The sequence below is a fragment of the Brevibacillus aydinogluensis genome (genome assembly GCF_961514395.1).
In the GTDB taxonomy this organism is placed as follows: domain Bacteria; phylum Bacillota; class Bacilli; order Brevibacillales; family Brevibacillaceae; genus Brevibacillus; species Brevibacillus aydinogluensis.
The window spans coordinates 936,802-961,255 of sequence record NZ_OY569118.1; the positions used below are offsets into that span (position 1 = coordinate 936,802).

A 24,454-nucleotide genomic window follows, 5' to 3' on the forward strand; every position below is an offset into this window, starting at 1 on the left:
AGGAAGAAAGACGAGAGGATGATAGGGGTGCCTGACACACAGGTAATGGAGCGGGCAACGGATTTTGCCCGCCTTGCTGATACACTGGAACAGATCGGATCGATGATGGAAGAGGCGAAAGACGGCACGACGCCGGGGAAAATGGCGCAGCTTGCCGAGAAGACGCGGCAGGCAGAGCTGAACATCGCATTTTGCGGCCACTTTTCCGCCGGCAAATCGACGATGATCAATACGCTGTTGGGCGTCAATCTGCTGCCGTCCAATCCGATTCCCACCAGCGCCAACGTGGTCAAAATCCGCGGCGGGGAAAAGGCTGCTCGCGTCTATACGCGCAACAGCGGCGTACTGACCTTTGACCCTGACACCGAAATGGAAAAGCTGAAGCAGTTTGCCGTGGATGGGGACACCGTGGAATGGGTGGAAGTCTCCTATCCGGGGACGTTCCTGGACGAGCGTTCCAGTCTTCTGGATACGCCGGGGATCGATTCCACCGACGCCGCCCACAAGATCGCGACCGAATCGGCGCTTCACCTGGCGGACGTGGTCGTCTACATGATGGACTACAACCACGTGCAGGCGGAGGAGAACTTCAATTTTACCAAAGCGCTGAAAGACCGCGGAAAACCGGTCTACCTGGTCGTCAACATGATTGACAAGCACATCGACTTTGAGCTTGATTTTGACAGTTACAAGGAGAGCGTGGAAGAGGCGTTCGCCACGTGGAACATCAAGCCGGACGGCATTTTCTACACGTCGCTGGCGGAGCCGGATCACCCGGAAAACCAGTACGAGGCGTTTCGGGAGAAGCTGCTGGCGCTGATCGGTGAGCGGGAGAGGCTGATTGGGGAGAGCGTCGTCCACTCGGCGGAGCACCTGATCGACGAGCACGTGAAAGGGATCGCCCAGCGCAACGCAGCGGCCCGCGAAGCGCTGGAGAGCAGACTGGAGGCACTGGCGGTGGACGGCGTGGACAAGAGCGATGCCGCCCAGGCGGAAGCGGCGCTCCGGGAGGCGGAAGCGCAGCAGTCCGCGCTGGCCAACCGGGCCGAGGAGGCGCGCAAGCAGATGGAAAAAGAGCTGTCCGCCCTGCTTGACAACGCGCGACTGACGTATTACAGCACCAACGAAGCGGCGGAGCGCTATCTGGAAAGCCGCAAGCCGGGATTCAAGGTGGGCCTGTTCTTTGCCGCCAGAAAAACGGAGGAGGAACGGGCCAAGCGGCTGGACGCCCTCTTGGCTGATATCCGCGAAAAGGTGGCCGGCAATCTCGACTTCCATTTCAAGGATCTGGTGAGCAAGCTGCCCGAGGCGTACGGCATCCGCGACGAAGCCTACCACGCCGCCGTGCACGCCACGCGGATCGAGGTGACGGCTGAATTTCTCGCCGCCCTTGTGAAGGAGGGAGCAGGCACGCGCGAATACGTGATGAACTACTGTTCCGATATTTCCAACGCGATCAAGGCGGAGTACCACCGTGCAGGACTGGCGTTCATCGAACAGGTGACGGCGCGGCTGCGTAAAGAGGCAGAAGCGGAGGCCGAAGCGCTGAATGGGCGGCTGGGCGCACTGCGTGAACTGGCGGAGATTCACGCCGGGCTGGATGCGCTGGCAGAAAACGAGCGGGCGGTCAAAGAGCGGCTGCGAGCGATTTTGCGTGAAGGAGCGTAACGGAGACAATGAACCAACTGAGAGAGAAACTGATTGCTGCAGCGGAGCGCTTGCGGCGGGCAAGCGATGAAATTGCGACGGTGCCGGGAATGCAGGCGCAGGCCGAGGCAATGCGGGAGCGTGCCGACCGTCTGACTGCCAACCGCTTTACGGTCGCGTTGTTCGGAGCGTTCAGCGCCGGCAAGTCGTCGTTTGCCAACGCGCTGATGGGGGATTTGGTACTGCCGGTGTCCCCCAATCCGACGACGGCGGCGATCAACAAAATCATGCCGCCGACCGAGAGCCATCCGCACGGGACGGTGCGAGTGGTCCTGAAGAGCCGGGAAGCGGTGGAGCAGGACGTGCTGCGCTCACTTGCCGTCTTTGGCCTGTCGGCTGACGGGCTGGAGCAGGCTCTGGCCGAACTGGACAAGATCGACGTGGCGCACATTCCGCCGACTGCGAAACCGCATTTCACCTTTTTGAAAGCGGTGACCAAGGGGCTCAGCGACATGACTCCCCATCTGGGGGGCGAGCTGATCGTCGACATGCAGGCGTTCAAAGGCTTTGTGGCCAAAGAGGAGAAAGCCTGCTTTGCCGAGTACATCGAGCTCTTTTACGCGTGTCCCCTGACCGAGCAAGGGATCGTGCTGGTCGATACGCCGGGAGCGGACTCGATCAACGCCCGCCATACCGGGGTCGCCTTCGAGTACATGAAAAACGCCGACGCGGTGTTGTTCGTCACCTACTACAACCACGCCTTTTCCCAGGCGGACCGGGAATTTCTGCTGCAGATGGGCCGCGTGAAGGACACCTTTGAGATGGACAAAATGTTCTTCATCGTCAACGCTGCCGACCTCGCCTCCTCCAAGGAAGAGCTGGACGGAGTGGTCGCGCACGTGGAGAAAAACCTGCTCGCCTGCGGCATCCGCCATCCGCGGATCTATCCTGTCTCCAGCCAGACGGCATTGCTGGCCCGGATGCACGCGGCAGGCAAGCTGTCGGCCTCGGCGGAAAAAGTGTACCGCCAGCGCACCGGCACGGCGGAAGGCGAACCGCTGCCAGCGGCGGAACAGGCATTTGAGCTGTCCGGCATGGCAGGGTTTGAACGGGATTTCCTCCGCTTTACCCTGGAAGAACTGACGAGCATTGCTGTTACGGCGGCGATGGGAGAAATCCGCCGGGCACACGACATGCTGGCCGAGTTCATCCGGATGGCCCAGGCGGACGAAAGCGAACGGATCGCACGCCGCCAGGCCGCCGAAGAGGCGAAGCGGGCGGCGCTCGCGGCGGTGGCCGAACTGTCTACTGCGTCAGCCGAACGGGATCTGGCCAAGGAGCAGGAGGAACTGCTGTACTATGTAAAACAGCGCCTCTTCTTCCGGTTCAACGAACTGTTCAATGCCGCGTTTAACCCGGCTGTGCTGAAAGAAGACGGCCGGAACATGAAGCAGGCGCTGCAAGGCTGTCTGAGTGACCTGCTGCGGTCGATCAGCTACGACCTGGCTCAGGAGTTGAGGGCCACGACGCTGCGCCTGGAGAAGTTTGTAAACAAACTGGGAGTCTCCCTGGTGGAGCAGTGGCAGCGCGACGTACAGCGGCACGCCGCCGGGCTGACGCTGGCTCCGTTCCAGCCGCGCCAGACGGAGACGCTGCCGTTTGCTGAAGAGCTTCCGGTGGATGCGGCAGCCCTGCACCCGGCGCTTTCCCTGTTCAAAAACACCAAGGACTTTTTTGAACAGGACGGCAAGACCAAACTGCGCGACCAACTGGAAAAACTGCTGCAGGAACCCGTCGCCGCCTACGTCGCGGCCGGCAGTGAGCAGTTGGGTGAACAGTTTTCCACCCTGTTTGCGGCCGTGACAGCGGACGAGCGGAACCGTGCGGCGGAGCAGGTGGAGTCGTACTTTACCGGCGTGTTTGCCGCACTGGACATGACGCTGGATTTGGACGAACTGTCCGGCAAGCTGCATCGTGTGGCTGCCGAGCTGGACTAAGCGGCACCGGCGAGACGAGGATCAATGTAACATGACGCCAAAAGCGGCCTGTCCCCGGGCCGCTTTTTTTGGTGTGCATGGGCGGAAGCAGTTGATGCAGCGATACACGCTTCGGCACTGCTGGGCGCAGGAAGCGCCAGGAGGAGTTCATCCTCCTTGTCCAAGCTGTCGGCGTGCCTCCCACTCTTCGCGCAGAATGCCCATCTTGATCGCGTCGTAGTATTCGCCGCGCACGATGCGCGCCTTGCGAACCCGCGCTTCTTCGATCATCCCGCAGCGGGCGGCCAGCCGGATCATCCGCTCGTTGCCGGACCAGGTGCCGATTCCCAGCCGGACGGTGTCCATGTGAGTAAACAGATAGTCGATCCACATCTGAAACGCTTCGCTGCCGTAACCGTTGGACCAGTAGCGCGAATCGTAGATGACGATGCCGATCTCAAACCAGTTGGTCACCTCCGACACCCAGTAGCGCCCCACACTTCCTTTCAGCTCGCCGTCGATTTCGATGATCAGTTCCGTTCGGGGCTTGTCTGTGCCTGCGAGAGCCAGCGCCTCCCGGTGTTTGGGAAGCTGACGGTACTCTTCCAGCGTCATCGGCTCCAACGGCTTGTAGGGGCTGTTCCAGTTGAGATGCTCCCGGTCATTTGCCTCGTAATACCAATAGTAGAGCGTGTCCAGATCCTCCGGACGGATGTCCCGCAGTACCACTTTTTCCCCTTTGAGCAAGATGTTCATGCGTATTCCCCCCGGTATGGTGATGTGTCTGCATATCAAGATCTTGACAGATGACAGGAAAAGCTCCCGCATGCGGCTGGCTTTGTACGCGCGTTTCACAGTGCGAGCTTTTCTGTTATACTTAGTCTACTTGACATCTGCACCTGTCAATAGTGACAGTTTTCAAGGGATTGATAAGGACAGAGAGGGGACGATGAATGGACCTGACGCCCATCTTGCACCCCGACAGCGATGAACCGTTGTACGTTCAACTGTATCAGGCGATCAGCAGGGAAATTGCCGCCGGACGCATCCCGGCGGGAACCCGGCTGCCGTCCATCCGCCAGCTCGCCCGATCCATCGGCGTGGGCAAGATCACGGTGGAAGCGGCCTATCAACAGCTGCTGGCGGAAGGCTACATCGTCAGCCGGGAACGCAGCGGATATTTTGCCGCTGACATTGAAGCCTGGGCGGACAGCAGCACAGACGAGCGACCTGTGCTGCCCACCGGACAAAAAAAGCGGAAAGGCGAGCATCTTTCCTTGCGGTACAACTTTCACGGTTCGGTGGTGGACACCCGTCATTTCCCGTATGCGCTGTGGCGCTCCTGCCTGATGGAGGCGATGGACCGGTACTCCGCCGACTTTGCCTATTACGGGGACGACCAGGGAGAGTGGGAGCTAAGGGTGGAGCTGGCTCGTTACCTCAGGCGGGCGCGGACGCTGGTGTGCGAGCCGGAGCAAATTGTCATTGGCACGGGGCTGCAGCAGGCGATAATTTTTCTCTGCCTGATGCTGCGGGACGATCATCAGGTCGTGGCGATGGAGGAACCGGGTTACGCCGATGCTCGCGTCGTGTTTGAACATCACGGTTTTCGCGTCGTGCCGGTGCCGCTGGAGGAGGACGGTCTGTCCGTGGACGTGCTGGAGCGAAGCGGTGCCACCGTCGTCTACGTAACGCCCGCCCACCAGTACCCGCACGGCATGGTCATGCCGGTGGCCAAACGTCTCCGCCTGCTGCAGTGGGCCAAGGCATGCGGAGGGATCATCATCGAAAATGACTACGACGGCGAGTTCCGCTACAACGTCAAACCGACGCCCTCCCTGCAAGGCATGGATCAAGCGGGAACAGTGGTCTACATCGGCAATTTCTCCAAGGCTTTTTCCCCGCGCTGCGTATGAATTATACGGTGCTGCCGCCGGCCCTGCTGGGCCGCTATCTGGAGAGCTTCCAGGCGTATCCGTCGCCTGTCCCGCGCCTTGAGCAGCGGGCGATGCAGCTTTTTATGCAAAAAGGGTACTGGGAAAAGCACGTTCGCAAGATGCGGACAATCTACCAGAAAAAGCATGCAATCTTGCTGCAGGCGATCGCCGACCACCTGCATCCGCACGTGACCGTGCTGGGCCATTCCGTGGGCCTGCACATCCTGCTGGAAGTACATACGGACCGCAGCGAAGAAGAGCTGATTCGTATAGCCGCTGAGGCGGGAGTGGGTGTCTACCCGGTCGGACGCAACTGGCAGGAGCCGTGCGGCAGACAGGAGCGGCCGCGCATTATCGTCGGCTTCGGCGGCATGAGGGAAGAAGACATTTCAGAAGGCATCCGCCTGCTGGCCGCCGCGTGGTTTGGGCGATGTTGAACGTGTCGTGTCCGGTTTTGTCGTGCAGAGGGGTTACCGGTTTGAAAAGGAAAGGTTCGGGCAGATATTCGTGTGCAAAAATAAGCAGACCGCCAATACAGGTTGCATTGACGGTCTGCCAGTGAATAGAGTGGGAGCGGTAATCAAGCAAGTTGCTTACTGCTTGCTCAAACGCTCGTATCGGTCAAATTGCTCCTGGAGCTGCTGCGACGGCTTTTGCGTCAGCAGGCTGACGACCACGATGGCCAGCAAGCTGGCGGCAAAGCCCGGCACCATTTCGTAGAGGAAATTCTTCAGCACGTCAAATTGGGTCCAGATGATGACGGTAGCGGCACCGGCAACCATCCCGGCGAGCGCGCCCCATTTGTTCATCCGTTTCCAGTAGAGGCTAAGCAGCACGACCGGTCCAAACGATGCGCCAAACCCGGCCCAGGCGTAACCGACCAGACTCAGGATCGTGTCGTTCTTGCTGTAGGCAAGCGCCAAGGCGATCAGCGACACCAGCAGGACGGACAGGCGGCCGATCGTGACCAACTCCTTGTCCGTAGCCGAGCGACGGAAGAAGGTCTTGTAGACGTCTTCAGTCAGCGAGCTGGAAGTGACAAGCAGTTGGGAAGAAATCGTACTCATGATCGCTGCAAGAATGGCTGCCAGCAGGAAGCCGGTAATCAGCGGGTGGAACAGGATTTTACCCAGTTCGATAAAGATCGTCTCCGGATCGGCAATCGTCCAGCCCTGTTTGGAGTACAAGGCGATGCCGATCAAACCGGTCAGCATTGCACCAACGACGGAGAAGATCATCCAGCCCATGCCGATGCGGCGCGCTTTTTTCATCTCCTTGACGGAGGAGATGGCCATGAAGCGGACGATGATGTGCGGTTGGCCGAAGTAGCCAAGCCCCCAGGCAAACAGCGAGATGATGCCCATCAGGCTGGTGCCTTTGAAAATGTCGAGCAGGGCGGGGTCAACGGCATGGATTTCCGTAAAGGTTGGCCCGATTCCGCCGACGGTCATGATGGTGACCACAGGCACCATGATCAGCGCGATGAACATGATCAATCCCTGCACAAAGTCGGTCCAGCTCACGGCGAGAAAACCGCCGAACAGCGTGTAAGCGATGGTGACGCCGGCTACGATCCACAGCCCGGTGTGGTAGTCGAGGCCAAACGTGTTTTCGAACAGCACGCCGCCGGATACGATCCCGGAGGAGACGTAAAACGTAAAGAAAATCATGATGACTAGGCCGGATACCAGGCGCAGTATGCGGCTGCCGTCGCCAAAGCGGTTTTCCAAAAACGCTGGAATGGTGATGGAGTTGTTGGCTACCTCCGTATAGGTGCGCAAACGCGGCGCCACGTACAACCAGTTGGCGTACGCCCCGAGCGTCAGGCCGATGGCAATCCACGAGGCGCTGATCCCTTGGGCAAACATCGCGCCGGGCAAGCCCATCATCAGCCAGCCGCTCATGTCGGATGCTCCTGCACTGAGCGCCGTCACAGCCGGCCCGAGCGTCCGGCCGCCCAACATGTAGTCAGTGAGATTGGATGTGCGCTTGTACGCGTAGTACCCGATCAGCAGCATGCCGACCATATAGGCGGTAATGGAAGCGACTAGTTGCATATCCATGTGCGTTTTATTCCCCTTTACAATTTTATCAATATTGAACATATTGTGACGATGAATAGTCTAACATGAAAGCGCTTTAAAATCTACTGGTAAAATCAAACGAATAGCAAAAAGATATCAAAAAATTAGATTGAACGTTTCCGGCGTGCGACATTCTTTCGTGCTGCGTTTCCACTTTCCCATGCATCCGCATATGATGTGATAAGCCAGCGAGCTGCACTGACACAGGGAGGAAGGGCAATGATTGAAGGGAAAGTGAAATGGTTCAGCAAGGAAAAAGGGTACGGCTTTATCGAACGGGAAGGCGGCCCCGATGTGTTTGTCCACTATTCGGCCATCGCCGGAACAGGATACCGCAATCTGGAAGAAGGTGAATTGGTCACGTTTGACATCGTCAACGGCCAGCGCGGCTTGCAGGCGGCAAATGTGGTCCGCAAGAACAGCCAAAGCTGACCGCTGGCCCCGGCCGGCAGCGAGGAGGAGCAACAGTCGCCAGCCGGTTGCGCCTCGACAGACAGTCCAGCAGACGTACAAGACGCCGTTGCTCCCGCGGGAGCAGCTGGCGTCTTTTTGCGCATGTCTTATTGTCGGGATAAAAATATGAAAAAGGCAATCAACAAAACGAGCGTGAGGGACAGATAGATCGAAAGCAGGTTTTTCGACCGTCTGGCAAAACTTCTTCTCGTCTTTTCTTCCGGATTTCGGCCAATCAGGATGGTACTGACAAGTCCGATGAAGGATAGAACGAGGACGGCTATGATAAAGGGATAAATGCTCACATCGGTACACTCCTTTCGGTCTTTGCCATGCGCCAGCGAGGAGCTGAACACATGGGGCCACATGCTTGTCCCACACGATCATATCCCGTTGTTCGCCGAAATGGACCATCCACTTGCCCACTTTTTTGCCCATCCACTTGAACGACTGTCGTTCCGCGGGTGCCGTGACCCTGGGGAAAAAAGCGGCGGGCGGTCATTGGCGACAAACGGAGCGATACGCCTCCGCCAGGCGGCTGATCGCGTCCTGAATCCGCTCTTTTGGGGGGCGTCCGAAGGTGAAGCGGACGAACCCTTTTTTTGATCCGAAGACCATGCCCGGGACAAAGATGACGCCGCGCTTGACCGATTCGGCCAGCATCCGGTTCTCGCTCCACTCGCCCGTCAACCGGCACCATAAATGGATTCCTCCTGCGGGCGGCACAAACTCTACGCTGCCGCCAAACGACTCGCGAAGCGAACAAACAAGCCGCTCGCTGCGGCCGGCCAGCTCCCTGCGCAGCATGTCCAGATGGGCGGGAAACCACTCCGAGGACAAAAAGCGGTTCGCCAACCACTGGGGAAAAATGCTGTGCCCAAAATCGATCTGCTGCTTGGCGTCGGCCAGCCGCTCAATGACCGTTCGGGGCCCGACAACCCATCCGATCCTCAACCCGGAGGCGACAATCTTGGTCAGCGAGCTGATGTACAGCACGGTGCCGTGTCGATCCAGGGACTTCAACGTAGGAACATGTTCGCCCGAAAAGGCGGTCAGGCTGTACGGGTCGTCCTCCACGATGGGAATTCCGTGTTCAGCCGAAATCTCCAACAGCCGTTTCCGCCGGGGCAGGGAGAGGAACGTTCCCGTCGGATTCTGAAAGTTGGGGTTGAGAAAGACCATTTTGATCCGATGCTTGCCGTGCAGCGCCAGCAGTTCGTCCGGATCGATGCCTTCGCTGTCCACGGGGAGCGGAAAAAGCCGCACGCCCGCCGACCGGAACAGCGGCAGCGAGTAGCAGTACGACGGGTCTTCGATCGCCACGGCGTCGCCCGGCTGGAGCAGGCACTGAACCACGAGATGCAGGGCCTGTTGGGCGCCTGCCGTCACCAGGATGGACGAGGGAGCGGCATCGATGCCCTTCCACGTCTTCATGTGGGCAACCAGCGTGTCACGCAGCTGCGGATTTCCTTGCGGATGTTCGTAGCCAAAGTGACAGGGGAAGTCGCCCGCGGCCAGCAGCTGCCGAAACTGCTCGTGCGGGACCAGTTCGGGAGACAATTCGCCGCTCGCCAGGTCAAGCATGTCGCTGTCCTGCGTGTCGCGGCGTATCTGGCGGATCAGAGGCAGGTTGGGACGGAACAACCCCGCCTCTGCCATCCGCTTCCAGTCGGGCGTACGATTCCGGGCCAAGCCCCAGATGTCCCGGCTCACAATGGTTCCGCTGCCTTGTCTCCGCTCCACCAAGCCGGCCGCCCGCAATTCCTCGTAGGCGGTCACGACGGTCGAACGGTTGACCTGGAGCTCCTTGGCGAGCAGCCGTTCGGACGGCAGACGGCTCCCGGGCGGAAACTCTCCGCTGGCGATCCGCTGTTCCATCCATTCGGCAATTTGTTTGTAGACAGGTGTATGTCCCTGACGGATCGGTTTCCAATCCACCTTAGCATCCCCGGCTTTCTCCTAATACTTTCGTGTCGCCGTTATTATAGCACAGCCCGTCCGGTGACCGAGAAAATACGGATCGCTGCGCTCCGCACATGATTCAGATGATAATACTTATTTCTTTTTAATAATAATTATTGAAAGATAATTGTTATTGTATTATGGTTGATGCATGAAAGTGATAGTGATTTTCAAATGATAGCTATTCTAATCAATGGGAGGCACGATCATGGAGAACCGTAATGTATTGACGACCAATCAGGGAGCGCCGGTGGCGGACAACCAAAACTCGAAAACGGCCGGCCAGCGCGGACCGACGCTGCTGGAAGACTACCATCTGATTGAGAAGCTGGCGCACTTCGACCGCGAACGGATTCCGGAGCGCGTCGTTCACGCCCGGGGGTCGGGAGCGCACGGCGTGTTTGTGACGACGGCCAGCATGGCGAAATACACCCGGGCCGCCTTTTTGCAGGAAGCAGGCACGGAAACGCCGGTGTTCGTCCGCTTCTCCACGGTGATTCACGGCGGCACGTCGCCGGAGACGCTTAGAGATCCGCGCGGTTTTGCCGTCAAGTTCTACACCACCGAAGGCAACTACGACCTGGTTGGCAACCACCTGCCCGTCTTCTTTATCCGCGACGCGATCAAGTTTCCCGACATGGTGCACTCGCTGAAGCCGGCGCCGCACAACAACATTCAGACGCCCAACCACTACTGGGATTTCATGACGCTGAGTCCTGAATCCACGCACATGCTCACCTGGCTGTTCTCCGATTACGGGACGCCGGCCAACTACCGCCAGATGGAAGGGTTCGGGGTTCACGCCTTCAAATGGGTGAACAAGCACGGCCAGGTCGTATACGTGAAATACCACTGGAAGCCGCTGCAGGGCGTCAAAAACCTGACGGCGGAAGAGGCGCGGGAAATCGGCGGCCGCGACTTCAACCACGCGACCCGGGATTTGTACGAGGCGATCGAAGCCGGCAACTTTCCGCAGTGGGATCTGTACGTGCAAATTCTCGATCCGAAAGACATGGACGCGTTTTCCTTTGACCCGCTTGATCCCACGAAGGTATGGCCGGAGGACGTGCTGCCGCTCGTCAAGGTGGGCACCATGACGCTCAACCGCAACCCGGAGAATTACTTTGCCGAAGTGGAGCAGTCCGCCTTCGCCCCCAGCGCACTGGTGCCGGGCATTGAGCCGTCCGAAGACAAACTGCTCCAGGGCCGTCTGTTTTCCTATCCGGACACCCAACGTCACCGTCTCGGGCCCAACTACCTGCAGATCCCGATCAACTGCCCGTACGCGCCGGTGCGCAACTACCAGCGGGACGGGGCGATGCGCATCAAGCAGGACGCATCGCGGATCAACTACGAGCCGAACAGCTACACGGAAACGCCGAAACAGGCCCCTGAGTACGCGGAGAGCCAAGCGCCGCTGCACGGGGTCACGACCCGCCAGCGCATCGCAAAAACCGATGACTTTACCCAGGCGGGTGAACGCTACCGCTCTTTCAGCCAGACGGAGCGGGACAACCTGATCAAAAACCTGGTGAACGACCTGAAATCGGTCGACCGGGAGATTCAACTGCGGGCCATCTGCAACTTCTTCCGCGCCGACGCCGAGTACGGCATGCGCGTAGCGGAGGGATTGGGCATCGACATCAGCGGATATATCCCGCAGCCGTCGGGCGAGTAACCCCCTGAGCGAATCCGGGCCGGCGGGGCTGAGCCGGCCTCTGATCCACCCTGATCTTCCGTGTGAGGAGGGATAGTATGCGGGTCATTCAAGCCTTGTACAAGTACGCGCTGCCATCCACCGACGGCGTTCGCGTCTCCTGCGGCGAACTGCTGCGGGACGCGAACGGCCTTGTGCTCGTCTCGTTTCCGTTTGCCTTCACCGAGACCAGCGAACAGGCTCTGGCCTGGTTCCGCGATCAGTACAGCCAGTTTGCGGAAAAGAACTGCAGCGTCGTCGGGCTCAGCGTGGAAAACGTGTTTACGCTGAAGGCGCTGCGGGAAAAGCTGCACCTGCCGTATCACCTGCACAGCGACGCCAACCGGGAAGTAAGCCGGTCGCTCGGGATTCTCCTCCCGGAAGTGGCGGGGGTCAGGGACGTCACCGATAGTTCTGTCCTGTTCGTGGACCGCTTGCGGCACATCCGGCGCTGGACGTACGGCGGCGGTGCGTCCGATTTTGAACGGATTCAGCGGGAACTGGTCAAAAGCCTTGTCCCATTTCCGTCCCATTTGGGTTACTATTAAAGGATGGGACAACTGCTGTACGCAAGGGAGCGATGAATGATGAAACAATACCTGGACCTGTGCCGCCGGATTTTGGCGGAGGGGACCGTCAAACAGGACCGGACGGGAACGGGCACGATCAGCATCTTTGGTCACCAGATGCGGTTTGACCTGCGCGAAGGCTTTCCTCTGCTGACGACGAAAAAGCTGCATACTAAATCGATCATCCACGAACTGCTGTGGTTTTTGAAAGGCGATACCAACATCCGCTATCTGCAGGAGAATGGCGTGCGGATCTGGAACGAGTGGGCGGACGAAAATGGCGAGCTGGGGCCGGTGTACGGCAAGCAGTGGCGCTCGTTTGCCGGTCCGGACGGGAAGACGGTGGACCAAATCCAGTGGGTTGTAGAGGAAATCAAGCGCAACCCCGATTCGCGCCGGCTGGTGGTGAGCGCCTGGAACCCCGCCGAGCTGGACAAGATGGCGCTGCCGCCGTGCCACGCGCTGTTCCAGTTTTACGTCGCGGACGGCAGGCTCTCCTGCCAGTTGTACCAGCGCAGCGGCGACACGTTTCTCGGCGTGCCGTTCAACATCGCCAGCTACGCGCTGCTGACGCACATGGTTGCCCATGTGACCGGACTTGAGTCGGGTGAATTCGTGCATACGCTCGGCGACGCCCACCTCTACCTCAACCACGTGGAGCAGGTGAAACTGCAGCTGACTCGGGAGCCGCTGCCGCTGCCGCAGCTCAAGCTGAACCCGGCGGTCACGTCCATCTTTGACTTTACGTTTGACGACATCGAGATCGTGGGTTACGAGGCTCATCCCCACATCAAGGGGGAGGTGTCGGTATGATCAGCATGATCGCGGCATACGCCCGCAACCGCGTGATCGGCAAGGACGGCGCGATGCCGTGGCATTTGCCCAACGACTTGAAGCACGTCAAGGAAGTGACCACCGGCAAGACGATCGTCATGGGGCGCAAGACTTTTGAGTCGCTGGGTCGGCCGCTGCCCAACCGACGCAACGTCGTGCTGACCCGCCGGCGCGATTTTGCCCCGCCGGGCGTCGACGTCGTGCACAGCGTGGAAGAGGTGCTGGCGCTGGGCGACGTAATCATCTTCGGCGGCGCCGAACTGTACCGCCAGTTCATGGATCTGGCCGATCGGCTGTACATTACGGAAATCGACATGGAGGCAGAGGGAGACACGTTTTTCCCTGAGTGGGACCGTGATGCTTTTACGCTGGTGTGGAAGCGGGAAGGAACGGTCGATGAACGCAACCCGGTTCCGCACACGTTTTACCTGTATGAACGAAAAAACAGAAGCGGCGGTGCGTGAGCCTGCTTCCCGTCCCCCATACTACAAAGCCGGACACCCGATGCGCGGCACCGCGCGGATACGGTTGTCCGGCTGTCTTTTTGCATGCGCACCATTATAATGAAGAAATTTTTCGAAATTAATCACCAAGAGCAGCAGGGCATGTTGTTATATTTTTATATTTATACAAAGCTATGAATAAAATATCGTTTTTGCTATGATGGAAAAAGAGAGCTGAAAGAGGAGCGGGAGGATGGACATGCTGCAGGAGAAACTGAAAGAACTGCTGAGAGAAATAGAACCGCAGATGGTCGCGTGGCGCCGCCATCTGCACCAGTATCCGGAGCTGTCGTTCCAGGAGGAAAAGACGCCCGCCATGATTGCGGACATCCTGCGCCAACTGGAGTTTGACGAAGTGCGGACCGGTGTGGGCGGACGCGGCGTCGTCGGCGTGCTGCGTGGCGGACAGCCGGGTGCCACTGTCGCCCTGCGCGCCGATTTTGACGCCCTGCCGATCCAGGACGAAAAAGAGGTGGAGTACAAGTCCAAGGTGCCGGGCGTGATGCACGCCTGCGGCCACGATGCCCATACCTCCGGACTGCTGGGGCTGGCGACGGTGCTGTCCCGCCACCGCGGCGAGATCCCGGGTACGATCGTGTTTTTGTTCCAGCATGCCGAGGAGGAAAATCCGGGCGGAGCGATTCAGATGGTGGAAGACGGCGCGCTGCAGGGGGTTGATGCCATTTTTGGCGCACACCTCTGGTCGATGTGTCCGGTCGGCACGGTCTGGGTGAACGCCGGCCCGGTGATGGCCAATTGCGACGACTTCATCATCGAGATCCAGGGCAAAGGAGGGCACGGCGCGATCCCGCAGGAGACCGTCGATGCCATCGTGATCGGTTCCCAGATCGTAGGGGCGCTGCAGACGATCGTCAGCCGCAACATCAGTCCGCTGGAGAGCGTGGTCGTCACGGTGGGAACCTTTCACGCCGGAGACAACTACAACGTGATCGCTGACCGCTGCCGCCTGACGGGCACGGTCCGCTCGTTCCTGCCGCACGTGCGGGACAAGGCGGAACAGCGGCTGATCGAGATTGCCAAAGGCACGGCTGCATTGATGGGAGGCAGCGCGGAAGTGACCTACATGCGCGGCTACCCGGCCGTCATCAACAGCGAGGCAGAGACAGAGATCGCCCGCCAGGCGGCCGCAGCGGCGGTCGGCTGGGACAACGTGGAACGCATGGAACCGATGATGGGAGCGGAGGATTTTGCCTACTATCTGCAGCACGTGCCGGGCTCGTTTCTCTTTGTCGGTGCCGGCAATCCGCAAAAAGGGGCAGAGTATCCGCACCACCATCCGCGCTTTGACATTGACGAAAGCGCCATGCTGATCGCCGCCGAAGTGCTTGGCCGCGCCGCTCTCGATTTTTTGGACAAACACGAAAAGCGTTCACGAAGCGCCTAACCCTTGTGGGCCCTGGCGCTTTTTTTCACGTTCGGCCATAAGCTGATGGGGAGAAGTCATCCACAGAGAGGGAGGACGACACGTGAAAAAACGGATCGGCATTCTGACCTATCGGGGGGAAAATGGTTTTTACGAACAAGGATTTTTGCGCCGGCTTGTCCGGGAGGGAAAGCTGATGGGGGCGGAAGTGTTTGTCTTTTCCCCGCAGGATGTGAACGCTGCCTCCCGCATGATCAAGGGGTTTACGCCGGGAGCGGACGGCTGGAAAAGCAGCTGGTACGCTTGGCCCGATATCGTAATCGACCGGTACCGCTACTATCCGATAGCGAAGCACAAGAATTACCTGCCGTTCCGCACCAAAAACTTGTTTCGCTACGCCAACAGCCGCTTTGCCAACAAGTTTCGCGTCCATCAGGTGCTGATGCAGGAGGAGGAACTGCAGCGCTGGCTGCCGGAGACGCGGCTCTACAAGCGGGACGTGCTGGCCGACATGCTGAAACGGCACGGCATCGTCTATGTCAAGCCGACCAATGGATCAGGCGGACGCAGCATCCTGCGGGTGGAACGGAGAGGCAAGGTCTACCTGCTGCGCGGACGGACCAAGAAGCAAGGGAGGAAGTATGCCGTCCTGCCGACGCTGTCGGCGCTGACCGCCGAAATCGAGCGCTGGACGAAACGGGAAAAATTCGGGCAGGAGCAGTTCTTCCTGCAGCAAGGGCTGGATTTGACCCTGCTGCCGGGACGGACAGTGGACGCGCGATTGTTGATCCAGAAGGATGGAAGCGGCAAGTGGAGGCTGACCGGCGTGGGAATGCGGCTCGGTCCCAAGCAATCGTCCACGTCCAATCTGCACGGCGGCGGGACCGCGTTGCCGGCTGGCCGTTTTCTGGCCTATCGCTTCGGCGTGCAGGAGGCGGAGCGGATTCTCTGCGAGTGCCGGGAGCTGGCGCTGAAAACGGTGGAAGCGATCGAGAAACATTTCGGCTCCATGATGGAGTTTGGGTTTGATTTGGGCATTGATGCAAACGGCCGGGTGTGGATCATCGAAATCAATCCCAAGCCGGGTCGTGATATTTTCCGCAAGCTGGGCCAGTGGGACCGCTACCTCCATGCTGTGAGAAGACCGCTGGAGTACGCCCTGCATTTGGTGTCTGACGAGCGCATCGCCTCCCATACCGGATAAGGCCTTCTGCCATGGCGGAAGGTCTTTTGCATTTTTCTTTGATACAGCGAATCTGGCTTCGCTCCGACGGGTTTCCTTTTGGGCGTTGCTGCCTTCATAATAAGATAAGAAAAAACCCCCAAAGAGGTGAAGAATCATGATGGAGTCGTTTCGCATTGCCGCCGGCGAGGACTTGACGATCCGCGGCGACTTTCACGCGAAGAGCGCGTCGCCGGACCAGCCGCTCGTGATCTTTTGCCACGGGTTTAAAGGGTTTAAGGACTGGGGCAGCTTTCCCTACGTCGCCGAGCAGTTGGCTGAGCGGGGCATCGCCGTCGTCCGCTTCAACTTTTCCTGCAATGGCGTCGGGGAAAGCCTGACGGAATTTGACGAGCTGGAAAAGTTCGGGCGCAATACATACGCGCGTGAGGTGGCCGATTTGACCATCCTGACCGGGTGGCTGCTGCAAGATGGCGGAGCGTTCTCCGCCTGGTTTGACAGGGAAAAGCTGTTTGTGCTCGGGCACAGCAAAGGCGGGGCGGACGCGATCCTGTTTGGGGCGGGCAACCCGCTCGTCAAAGGGATCATCACCTGGAACGGCGTGGCCGACGTCAATCTGTTTGACGAGAAGCTGCGCCGGCAAATCGCCGAGCAGGGCGTCGGCTACATCGCCAATGCCCGGACCGGACAGCAGATGCCGATTACGAAGGCGGTCATCGACGACGTGGATCAGAACCGGGACAAGTACGACCTCCTGGCGAAAGTGGCGAGCATGCCGCAGCCGCTCTGCATCATCCAGGGGCGGGATGACTACGATCGGCTGGTGAAGGGAGCGATGCGCCTGCACGAGGCGGCGCGGGAGAGCGAACTGCACTGGATCGAAGCGGGCGACCACACCTTCAACACCCGCCATCCGTTTGCCGGCACCTCCTCCCAACTGGAAGAGGCAATCGAACGAACCGCCGCCTTTGTCCACGCCCGGTGCACATGAGCAAAAGCGGCGAAATCACGCGTTTTCTTTCCCTATGGGCTGTGGTATACTGAATAGCATCATATGGTGAATGATACAAATAATTCAGAAAAATGATAGAAGCACATGGGGTGGAGAGAAGATGAAAGAAAAGGTGTATCTGTACGATACGACACTGCGGGACGGCACGCAGGGCGAAGGCGTCAGCCTGTCGGTGGAGGACAAGGTGAAGATCGCCGTGAAGCTGGACCAGTTTGGCATCGACTTTATCGAAGGCGGCTGGCCCGGCAGCAATCCCAAGGACATGGCCTTCTTTGAGCGGATGCGGGAAATTCCGCTGAAACACGCGGTGGTGACAGCGTTTGGCAGCACCTGTCGGCCCAACGTGGCGGCAGAGGAGGACGACAACCTGCGAGCCCTGCTGGAAAGCGGCGTCAAGGCGGCGGCCATCTTCGGCAAGTCGTGGGATCTGCACGTCACCGACGCGCTCAAGACTACCTTGGACGAAAACCTGCGGATGGTGGCTGACTCCGTCGCTTTTCTCAAATCGCGGGGGCTGACCGTCCTGTTTTTGGCCGAACACTTTTTTGACGGCTACAAGCACAATCCGGTCTATGCACTGCGCGTGCTGGAAGCGGCGGAGGAGGCAGGTGCCGACTGGATCGTCCTCTGCGACACCAACGGCGGCAGCCTGCCGCACGAGATTTTCGATACCGTCCGCACGGTAAAGGCAAGCGTACAGACACCGTTGGGCATCCATCCCCACAACGACGGCGAACTGGCCGTGGCCAACGCGCTGGCGGCGGTTCAGGCGGGCGCCCAGCAGGTGCAGGGGACGATCAACGGGATTGGTGAACGGTGCGGCAACGTCAACCTGGTCTCGGTCATTCCCAATCTGCAGTTGAAACTTGGCTACGACTGCGTCGCTCCGGAGCAGCTCAAGCAGCTGACCAAACTGTCCCGTTTCGTGGCGGAGATCGCCAACATGGCGATGCCCAACAACCAGCCGTTTGTCGGCAACAGCGCATTTGCCCACAAAGGCGGCATCCACGTCAGCGCCGTGCTGAAAGATCCCAAGACCTATGAACACATCGACCCGGAATTGATCGGCAACAAACGGCGCGTGCTGGTCTCCGAACTGGCCGGCCAGAGCAACCTGCTGGCCAAGGCAGAGGAGCTGGAGATCGACGTGGCGCTGGACAGGCAGGAAGCGCGGGAGATCGTCAAGCGGATCAAGGAGCGCGAATTTCAGGGATATCAATACGAAGGGGCAGAGGCATCGCTCACGCTTATGCTGCTGGAGGCGGCGGGCAAGCTGCGCCAACTGTTTACGCTCGACTCGTTCAAGATTTTGATGGAAAAGACGGCAGACCAGTCGATCTCTTCGGAAGCGATGGTCAAGCTGCATGTCAATGGCCAGGTCGTCCACACCGCTGCGGAAGGCAACGGTCCCGTCAACGCTCTGGACAACGCGCTGCGCAAGGCGCTGGAAACCCACTTCCCCTGTCTGGCAGAGATGTATCTGACCGACTACAAGGTGCGGGTGCTGGACGAGAGCGGGGCGACGGCGGCCAAAGTGCGCGTCCTGATCGAATCCGCCCGCGACGGAGAAAAGTGGAGCACGGTCGGGGTCTCCACCAACGTGATCGAAGCGAGCTGGGAAGCGCTGGCGGACAGTATCCGCTACCTGCTCTGGAAAGAAGGCTGCGAGGAGGCGGAGCGGCCGGAGCAGACGGAAGCGCGCGTAGGCATCGTCAACCACTGATAAAAACAAAAAAACGGGTCTTCCCTCAGGCAGTGCCGACGGGAGGGCTCGTTTTTTTCGTGCAGTGTGGGCGGCGTGTTCCGTGCCGGATATGGGAAAGGGACGCCATGCTGCCGGGATGATGCGCCTGCGTCAAACCGCTTGTCCTGCGTCCTCATTTGCCTCGCCAGCTTTTTGCCCCTCTCCGAGGTCGAACGAGCGCAGCCCCGCGTTCATTCCGCCAATTGCCGCGCACAGGGCCAGCAAAAGCGCTCCCAGACCATAGCTGGGTTTCGCGCCGATCACGTCCGCCAAGGCGCCGATGCCGCCGTAGGTGATCGGGATCGAGATGTTAAACGCGATCGACGTCATGCTGTTCACCCGCCCCCGCATCCTGTCGGGAATCAGTGTCTGCATCAGCGTGCTCAACGGAATGTTGCAGACCATCACCCCGATTCCCAGCAGAAAATTGCCCGCATACGCCATCCATGCAAACGGGGCGACGGCAACGCTCAGCATGCCGACAGCTTCCAGACCCAATCCGGCGAGAAACCACCGCCCCACTTTTTTGGGGGAGAGCGTCCCGACCAGGATTCCGCCCAGCAGAAGTCCCAACGCGATGGAAGTTTCAAACCAGCCCAACATGCGGGCGTCCCCGTGAAATTCGCGTTGAATCAGCATGGGGGGCAGGACGTTGGTTGGAGCCAGGGCGACATTGGCAAGCGTCCCCAACAGCATGAGAAGCAGCACGATCTTGTTGTTTACCAGCCAGTTCAGCCCCTCCTTGATCTCGCTGTTCACGCTCTTTGCTGACGCGGAAGAGGCCGCAGGCTGGGCCTTGTCGTGGCGAATCCGCTGCACAAAAGCCAGAGACACCAGAAAAGACAGCGCATTGATTTCGATGGTCCCGGCAACGCCGATTATCGCGACCAAAATTCCGCCCAGCGTGGCCCCGATCATCCGCATCAACTGCATGGTTACGGACAGCAGGGCGTTGGCGCTCACCAACTCATGTCTGCCGACCAGATCGGGAATCAGGGAGGTTTGCGCGATGCGAAAGAGCGTTCCGGCCATCGACGCGCAGATCGTGATGACGTAGAGATGCCACATGTGAAACGAACCGCTTGCGATCAGCACGCCCAACAGCAGCATGGCAAGCATTTGGAAAAGGTCGGAGAACTGCATGAGACGTCTTCGGTTCAGACGATCCGCCAACACGCCAAAATAGAGCCCCACGAAAGGCTCGGGCAAAAACTTGAGAATAAACAGCAGTCCCGTTTGCAGGGCGGAATGTGTCTGCTCGTAGACGAACCACATCAATGCGACGCTGTACACATAATCGCCCAGTGCGGATACGGCACGGGCAAGCCAGAGGTTGCGCAGGGAGGAGTTGGTCGCAAGCATTCCGGTAAAGCGGGAGAGCGGCAGGCCATTCAAAACGAAATCACTTCCCCTGTATGGTGAATTTTCTGACACAAGCATCCGCTACATTAAAAATAGTGAAAAATGTGCGATTGTCAAGAAAATATTTCCATACAAGGGATGTTTTGTGGTTGTAGGTGACGCCGGAGAAAGGAGAGGGGACCTCTCCCCACAAAATGATAAGGAGAGAGGTTCGGTGTGCGGCTGCCAATATCCTTGTTGTCAAGCAAAATGGGCTGGGACTCTACATGGTCAGTAATTGAAACGATTTGGCAGCGCTGACACGTTACCAATACGGCTGCTGATGATACGGATGGGGAAGCGGTGCATACGGTTGACAGCACTGTGCTTGCGGTGCAGGTTGATATCCTTGCGCTTGCGGTACAGGTTGATATCCCTGCGCTTGCGGTGCATACGGTTGATAGCCCTGTGGTTGATGGCAGCCTGTTGGAGGGCCGATGAAGAGCGAACGTTGGATGGGGGCCAGCGTATTTTTGACGCTGGACTCATTCAGGCAGTATGTGTACGCCCATATTTCGCTGGGTGTCAGTCTCAGGATATCGGACCCCAGGATGACTTCGGGGATGGGTGCGTTGAAGATGGCAAGCAGATGCGTGTTGTCAGCGGTTGCGATTTCCCAGTGCCACCAGCCTTGGGGGATGTTGACCACTTGGCCCGGCGTAATCTGATAATGATGAAGGCGATTGGTAAATGGGTTGATGAAGGAAACATTGGCCGCTCCGGAAATGCAGTACACCAGCTCGGCGGCATTTTGATGGTAGTGAGGCTCCACGACGTTGCCCGCGCTGAGGAAGATGTCCAGCAAAGACACGTTGTCCAGCGTATTCAACTGTTGGGTGGAGAGGACGTTGATGTAGTTGCGGGGATCCTTTTGGACGAGCAGGTTATTGTTGACGTCAGAAAAGAATTGGGCTGACGTCGTGTAATCGATATACAAAGTCATGGTGCAATCCACCCCGTTTCCAGTGGAATTTGATTACGAGATATGCGTATGTCTCGGATGTACGGGATGTTCGCCCAAATTAAGCGGGGTGGGACGTGCCGTTTTTGCATCGAGGAAACAAATGAAACACGCCGTACCACTCTGCGGATACGGCGTGTCGTCAATCAGGAAGCAGGGCGAAAGCATGAGCCCCCGCACGGCGCGGTTGCAGCGATCCTCGCGCAGGTTTCCCGGGGGCTGGGCTCTAAGTCTAGGGCCTGACTATTGGGCCCCGGGTCAGGACTGCTTCCGCATGCTGCCCAGTTCTTCGACGATGGCGGTCATTTCGTTGATGCTGAAGCTCGCTTTTTTCTGCACCATGTTGTACAGGTACAGCAAGTCTTCGTAATGGGTCAGGTCGAAATCCTCCGGCCGCATGACGGCGGTGTTGGCCATGTTCAGTTTGGACTTGATGCCTTCAATAATCGTCGCCAGGTTTTCCGGCGTGGGCTGGGAAAGGTCCGCCATAATCAATCTCCTCCTCACAGGGTATGGGTAAGGCCGGGACGGTATCGACCGGTCCTATTTGGTGAGCTGGCCGCGGGTGACGCCCAACTGGTTGGTCGCTTTCAGCGTCCGCCAGACGTGGGTGCCGCTCACTTCGCCGCGCAGCGCCCGGCGGTAGAGGTCGATCACCTCTTTGACTCGCTCCGGCTCTTCCTCCAAAAACTCGACGCGGTAGCTGCCCACGCCCAATTTGATAAATTCATTCAGGTACTCCGCTCCCGACTGGTCGATGGCGTTGTACACCGTGTTGCGGCAGCCGGTATCGACGCGGACCGGATGGGAGAATCCGACGCGGTCGCGAAGCGAGACGCGGTGGGACTCGCACGGCTGGCCGCAGTTGGTATGGTCCGTGCCGGGGCTGAGGAACGTACAGTAGACGCAGTGCTCCGTATGGAACATCGGCAGGTGCTGGTGAATCACCACTTCGATTTTGGACGCATCCGTTTTGCCAAGCAGGTCCACCATTTGCTGGATGTTCAGATCGTACGAGGCGGTTACCCGCTTGAGACCGCACTCCAAAAACAGCGAGACGGCCTTGTGGTTGGCCACGTTGAGCGAGAAATCGCCGATCAACGGGATGTCCATCTCGCCGCGGCGGGACATGTAGTAGTACAGCGCGCCCGTGTTGCGGACGAGGATGGCGTCCGGCTTGCTTCTGGCGATCAGGGCCAGCACGCCGTTTTCATCCGGCATGTGGATGCGCATCGTGGCGATGCCGATGGGTTTGCCGTACCGGTGGGCCAGTTTGACCGCATCCGGATACTGTTTGACGAATTCAAAATCGGCGTACAGAAAGTCGACGTCGGTCTGGGCGGCCGCCTCCACCTGCTCCAGCGAACGGCAGAGTGCGGTCAACAGCGGTTTGTCCACCGGCTGTTTGGCAGGCACGTCGGCGTAAACGTCTACGTGCCGCTTCTGGTACACCGGCGGTTTTGTCCGCAGGTGGAGAAGCTGCTCCACCGCTTCCCGCCGCATCCGGTTCAGTTCGCTCACGGGCAGGATCAGGTCGCCGTCCAGATCGGTCGTCAGGTCCTGGGCATTCAGGGAAAACAGGGTGCCCCCCAGCCGGCTCAACTGCTCGTACAGCAGTTCCGAGGTCAGCGGCCGTTTCAGCGCTGCTTCCAGCGGCATTTCCGACTTGACAGTCACGGCGTGGTCGGCCGTTTTGTCCACCCAGGTGACGGACAGCTTTTCGCCCAGCCGGCCGACGACGTGCACCGCGAGCGGGAAGGTGCGGTACGGCTTATCTGTCTCGAATGTTTTGCGCAGCCGTTTGTCCAGCTCGGGGTCGTTCGTCTTCCAGACGCGGTCGCCGACATTGATCCGCTGCAGGTTAACGTCGTTTCGTCCCATGACGATCTCGTAGAGGCCATTCTCCACTTCGCCCTCCACCTTTTTGCCGCGGCTGAGGATGTCGTAGACGCGTCCGCCTTCCTCTTTTTGCGTCGGATCGCCGGCGTCAAAGACGATGCCGTCGCCCCGTTTCAAAGGAGCGTTCAGCTCTACCAGCACCGCGTGCTTCAGCACTTTTTTCACCGTGCCGAGATAGACGCCGCGGCTTTTCGGGAAGGTGCCGTCCAGCAGCGTCTTGTTGTTGGTGCCTTTCAGGAACCCGTGTGTAAAGCCGCGGGAAAAGCTCTGCTGCAGCTCGCGGATGTCCTGTTCGCTCGGCGCTGCCTCCTCGCCGGCGAAGTAGCGGTCGATCGCCGCACGGTATTTGCTGACCACATTGGCCACGTACTCCGGCGATTTCAGCCGGCCTTCGATCTTGAAGGAGGTGACGCCCGCCTCGATCAGTTCCGGCACCAGGTCGATTGCCGCCAGGTCTTTGGGCGACAGCAGGTAGGCGACGTTGCCCATCTCCTTTTGCATCCCGTCCACGATCAGGTCGTAGGGGAGGCGGCAGGCTTGGGCGCATTCGCCGCGGTTGGCCGAGCGGCCGCCCCACATTTCCGAAGTAAGGCACTGGCCGGAGTAGGAGACGCACAATGCGCCGTGCACGAACACTTCCATCGGCAGCTTGGCCTTTTCGCCGATCACCTTGATTTCCTTCAGCGAGTTTTCACGCCCGAGTACCACACGCTCCAGGCCAAACGGCTTGGTAAACTCCACCGCTTCCGGAGAGGTGATCGTCATCTGGGTTGAGCCGTGGATGGGAAAGTCGGGGGAAATCTCGCGGATCAGCTTGACGAGGCCGAGGTCCTGCACGATCACTGCATCCACTCCGGCGTCGATACAGGCTTCGATCAGCTCCTGAGCTTCCTTCATCTCATCTTCAAAGACGAGGATATTAAAGGTAAGAAAACCTTTGACTCCGTACATGTGCAAAAACGACATGATCTCAGGCAGTTCGGACATGTGGAAGTTCTCGGCGCGGGCCCGGGCATTGAATTTTTCCACGCCGAAGTAGACGGCGTTTGCCCCGTTGGCGACGGCCGCGCGCAGACACTCCCAGTTGCCGGCGGGAGCCAAAAGCTCAATATCTTCACGCTTGATCCCGTTTCGCATGTGTATGTGAATACCTCCAACGTGTTGAACAGCTTTTCTTCATCATCATAGGGAAATGTCCCCGACTCCGCA

The 24,454-nt window shown here is 59.0% G+C and carries 20 protein-coding genes; 13 read left to right on the plus strand and 7 right to left on the minus strand.

Annotated elements, in window-relative coordinates; genetic code table 11:
- Positions 1-18: 18 nt before the first annotated feature.
- Both Q7F15_RS04505 and Q7F15_RS04510 read left to right on the plus strand, forming a co-directional pair.
- On the plus strand, positions 19-1,668 hold the full coding sequence (locus Q7F15_RS04505) for a dynamin family protein (RefSeq protein ID WP_304415167.1): 1,650 nt from the start codon (positions 19-21) through the stop codon (positions 1,666-1,668).
- An 8-nt stretch (positions 1,669-1,676) separates the two neighbouring features.
- Positions 1,677-3,644, plus strand: coding sequence for a dynamin family protein (locus Q7F15_RS04510; protein WP_304415168.1), 1,968 nt, complete (start codon positions 1,677-1,679; stop codon positions 3,642-3,644).
- A 147-nt stretch (positions 3,645-3,791) separates the two neighbouring features.
- Here the strand turns inward: Q7F15_RS04510 and Q7F15_RS04515 are convergent, their stop codons facing one another.
- Entirely contained in the window at positions 3,792-4,379 is a 588-nt protein-coding gene (locus Q7F15_RS04515; RefSeq protein ID WP_304415169.1) for a GNAT family N-acetyltransferase, read from the minus strand.
- Between the two features lie 197 nt (positions 4,380-4,576).
- Between Q7F15_RS04515 and pdxR (Q7F15_RS04520) the strand changes: the two genes are divergently transcribed.
- Entirely contained in the window at positions 4,577-5,539 is a 963-nt protein-coding gene (pdxR, locus tag Q7F15_RS04520; protein ID WP_304415170.1) for a MocR-like pyridoxine biosynthesis transcription factor PdxR, read from the plus strand.
- On the plus strand, positions 5,536-5,997 hold the full coding sequence (locus tag Q7F15_RS04525) for an aminotransferase-like domain-containing protein (protein ID WP_304415171.1): 462 nt from the start codon (positions 5,536-5,538) through the stop codon (positions 5,995-5,997). The genes pdxR (Q7F15_RS04520) and Q7F15_RS04525 overlap by 4 nt, the downstream gene beginning before the upstream one ends.
- Before the next feature lie 156 nt (positions 5,998-6,153).
- Here the strand turns inward: Q7F15_RS04525 and putP are convergent, their stop codons facing one another.
- The gene (putP, locus tag Q7F15_RS04530) at positions 6,154-7,623 is read right to left on the minus strand and encodes a sodium/proline symporter PutP (protein WP_230077310.1); all 1,470 of its coding nucleotides are present in this window, start codon (positions 7,621-7,623) and stop codon (positions 6,154-6,156) included.
- A 240-nt stretch (positions 7,624-7,863) separates the two neighbouring features.
- Between putP and Q7F15_RS04535 the strand changes: the two genes are divergently transcribed.
- The gene (locus tag Q7F15_RS04535) at positions 7,864-8,076 is read left to right on the plus strand and encodes a cold-shock protein (protein ID WP_171565976.1); all 213 of its coding nucleotides are present in this window, start codon (positions 7,864-7,866) and stop codon (positions 8,074-8,076) included.
- A gap of 519 nt (positions 8,077-8,595) precedes the next feature.
- On the opposite strand, the gene pdxR (Q7F15_RS04540) is transcribed toward Q7F15_RS04535, so the two are convergent.
- On the minus strand, positions 8,596-10,035 hold the full coding sequence (pdxR, locus tag Q7F15_RS04540; RefSeq protein ID WP_171565977.1) for a MocR-like pyridoxine biosynthesis transcription factor PdxR: 1,440 nt from the start codon (positions 10,033-10,035) through the stop codon (positions 8,596-8,598).
- A gap of 232 nt (positions 10,036-10,267) precedes the next feature.
- Between pdxR (Q7F15_RS04540) and Q7F15_RS04545 the strand changes: the two genes are divergently transcribed.
- The 8 genes from Q7F15_RS04545 to cimA all read left to right on the plus strand — a co-directional run bounded on the left by Q7F15_RS04545 (position 10,268) and on the right by cimA (position 18,963).
- Positions 10,268-11,737 (plus strand): catalase, encoded by a 1,470-nt coding sequence (locus Q7F15_RS04545; protein ID WP_304415172.1) that lies wholly within the window; start codon positions 10,268-10,270, stop codon positions 11,735-11,737.
- 77 nt (positions 11,738-11,814) lie between these two features.
- On the plus strand, positions 11,815-12,303 hold the full coding sequence (locus Q7F15_RS04550) for a redoxin domain-containing protein (protein WP_212132064.1): 489 nt from the start codon (positions 11,815-11,817) through the stop codon (positions 12,301-12,303).
- Positions 12,304-12,342: 39 nt separating this feature from the next.
- Positions 12,343-13,137 carry a thymidylate synthase gene (locus Q7F15_RS04555; protein ID WP_304415173.1) on the plus strand — a complete coding sequence of 265 codons (795 nt, stop codon included), beginning with the start codon at positions 12,343-12,345 and terminating at the stop codon, positions 13,135-13,137.
- Complete coding sequence (locus tag Q7F15_RS04560) at positions 13,134-13,622, plus strand: dihydrofolate reductase (RefSeq protein ID WP_171565983.1); 489 nt, start codon at positions 13,134-13,136, stop codon at positions 13,620-13,622. The genes Q7F15_RS04555 and Q7F15_RS04560 overlap by 4 nt, the downstream gene beginning before the upstream one ends.
- Before the next feature lie 238 nt (positions 13,623-13,860).
- Positions 13,861-15,066 (plus strand): amidohydrolase, encoded by a 1,206-nt coding sequence (locus tag Q7F15_RS04565; RefSeq protein WP_171565984.1) that lies wholly within the window; start codon positions 13,861-13,863, stop codon positions 15,064-15,066.
- A gap of 82 nt (positions 15,067-15,148) precedes the next feature.
- The gene (locus Q7F15_RS04570) at positions 15,149-16,249 is read left to right on the plus strand and encodes a YheC/YheD family endospore coat-associated protein (protein ID WP_304415174.1); all 1,101 of its coding nucleotides are present in this window, start codon (positions 15,149-15,151) and stop codon (positions 16,247-16,249) included.
- 136 nt (positions 16,250-16,385) lie between these two features.
- Positions 16,386-17,219 (plus strand): alpha/beta hydrolase family protein, encoded by an 834-nt coding sequence (locus Q7F15_RS04575; protein ID WP_171565987.1) that lies wholly within the window; start codon positions 16,386-16,388, stop codon positions 17,217-17,219.
- A 121-nt stretch (positions 17,220-17,340) separates the two neighbouring features.
- Positions 17,341-18,963, plus strand: a complete 1,623-nt coding sequence (gene cimA, locus Q7F15_RS04580) for a citramalate synthase (protein ID WP_171565988.1) — start codon at positions 17,341-17,343, stop codon at positions 18,961-18,963.
- A 132-nt stretch (positions 18,964-19,095) separates the two neighbouring features.
- Here cimA and Q7F15_RS04585 read toward each other — a convergent pair whose 3' ends face one another.
- From Q7F15_RS04585 to Q7F15_RS04600, 4 genes are all read right to left on the minus strand, one after another.
- On the minus strand, positions 19,096-20,379 hold the full coding sequence (locus tag Q7F15_RS04585) for an MFS transporter (protein WP_171565989.1): 1,284 nt from the start codon (positions 20,377-20,379) through the stop codon (positions 19,096-19,098).
- 271 nt (positions 20,380-20,650) lie between these two features.
- A complete protein-coding gene (locus Q7F15_RS04590) occupies positions 20,651-21,328 on the minus strand; it encodes a cupin domain-containing protein (protein ID WP_212132060.1) in 678 nt (225 codons plus the stop codon).
- Positions 21,329-21,604: 276 nt separating this feature from the next.
- Positions 21,605-21,835, minus strand: coding sequence for a DUF1128 domain-containing protein (locus Q7F15_RS04595; RefSeq protein WP_171565992.1), 231 nt, complete (start codon positions 21,833-21,835; stop codon positions 21,605-21,607).
- A gap of 54 nt (positions 21,836-21,889) precedes the next feature.
- A complete protein-coding gene (locus Q7F15_RS04600; RefSeq protein WP_304415175.1) occupies positions 21,890-24,382 on the minus strand; it encodes a U32 family peptidase in 2,493 nt (830 codons plus the stop codon).
- Positions 24,383-24,454: the final 72 nt, after the last annotated feature.

Bases quoted from the DNA above. Each gene is read 5' to 3' on its own strand.
- Q7F15_RS04505 (WP_304415167.1), top strand. From the start codon at position 19: ATGATAGGGGTGCCTGACACACAGGTAATGGAGCGGGCAACGGATTTT.
- Q7F15_RS04510 (WP_304415168.1), top strand. From the start codon at position 1,677: ATGAACCAACTGAGAGAGAAACTGATTGCTGCAGCGGAGCGCTTGCGG.
- Q7F15_RS04515 (WP_304415169.1), bottom strand. From the start codon at position 4,379: ATGAACATCTTGCTCAAAGGGGAAAAAGTGGTACTGCGGGACATCCGT.
- pdxR (WP_304415170.1), top strand. From the start codon at position 4,577: ATGGACCTGACGCCCATCTTGCACCCCGACAGCGATGAACCGTTGTAC.
- Q7F15_RS04525 (WP_304415171.1), top strand. From the start codon at position 5,536: ATGAATTATACGGTGCTGCCGCCGGCCCTGCTGGGCCGCTATCTGGAG.
- putP (WP_230077310.1), bottom strand. From the start codon at position 7,623: ATGGATATGCAACTAGTCGCTTCCATTACCGCCTATATGGTCGGCATG.
- Q7F15_RS04535 (WP_171565976.1), top strand. From the start codon at position 7,864: ATGATTGAAGGGAAAGTGAAATGGTTCAGCAAGGAAAAAGGGTACGGC.
- Q7F15_RS04545 (WP_304415172.1), top strand. From the start codon at position 10,268: ATGGAGAACCGTAATGTATTGACGACCAATCAGGGAGCGCCGGTGGCG.
- Q7F15_RS04550 (WP_212132064.1), top strand. From the start codon at position 11,815: ATGCGGGTCATTCAAGCCTTGTACAAGTACGCGCTGCCATCCACCGAC.
- Q7F15_RS04555 (WP_304415173.1), top strand. From the start codon at position 12,343: ATGAAACAATACCTGGACCTGTGCCGCCGGATTTTGGCGGAGGGGACC.
- Q7F15_RS04560 (WP_171565983.1), top strand. From the start codon at position 13,134: ATGATCAGCATGATCGCGGCATACGCCCGCAACCGCGTGATCGGCAAG.
- Q7F15_RS04565 (WP_171565984.1), top strand. From the start codon at position 13,861: ATGCTGCAGGAGAAACTGAAAGAACTGCTGAGAGAAATAGAACCGCAG.
- Q7F15_RS04575 (WP_171565987.1), top strand. From the start codon at position 16,386: ATGATGGAGTCGTTTCGCATTGCCGCCGGCGAGGACTTGACGATCCGC.
- cimA (WP_171565988.1), top strand. From the start codon at position 17,341: ATGAAAGAAAAGGTGTATCTGTACGATACGACACTGCGGGACGGCACG.
- Q7F15_RS04590 (WP_212132060.1), bottom strand. From the start codon at position 21,328: ATGACTTTGTATATCGATTACACGACGTCAGCCCAATTCTTTTCTGAC.
- Q7F15_RS04595 (WP_171565992.1), bottom strand. From the start codon at position 21,835: ATGGCGGACCTTTCCCAGCCCACGCCGGAAAACCTGGCGACGATTATT.
- Q7F15_RS04600 (WP_304415175.1), bottom strand. From the start codon at position 24,382: ATGCGAAACGGGATCAAGCGTGAAGATATTGAGCTTTTGGCTCCCGCC.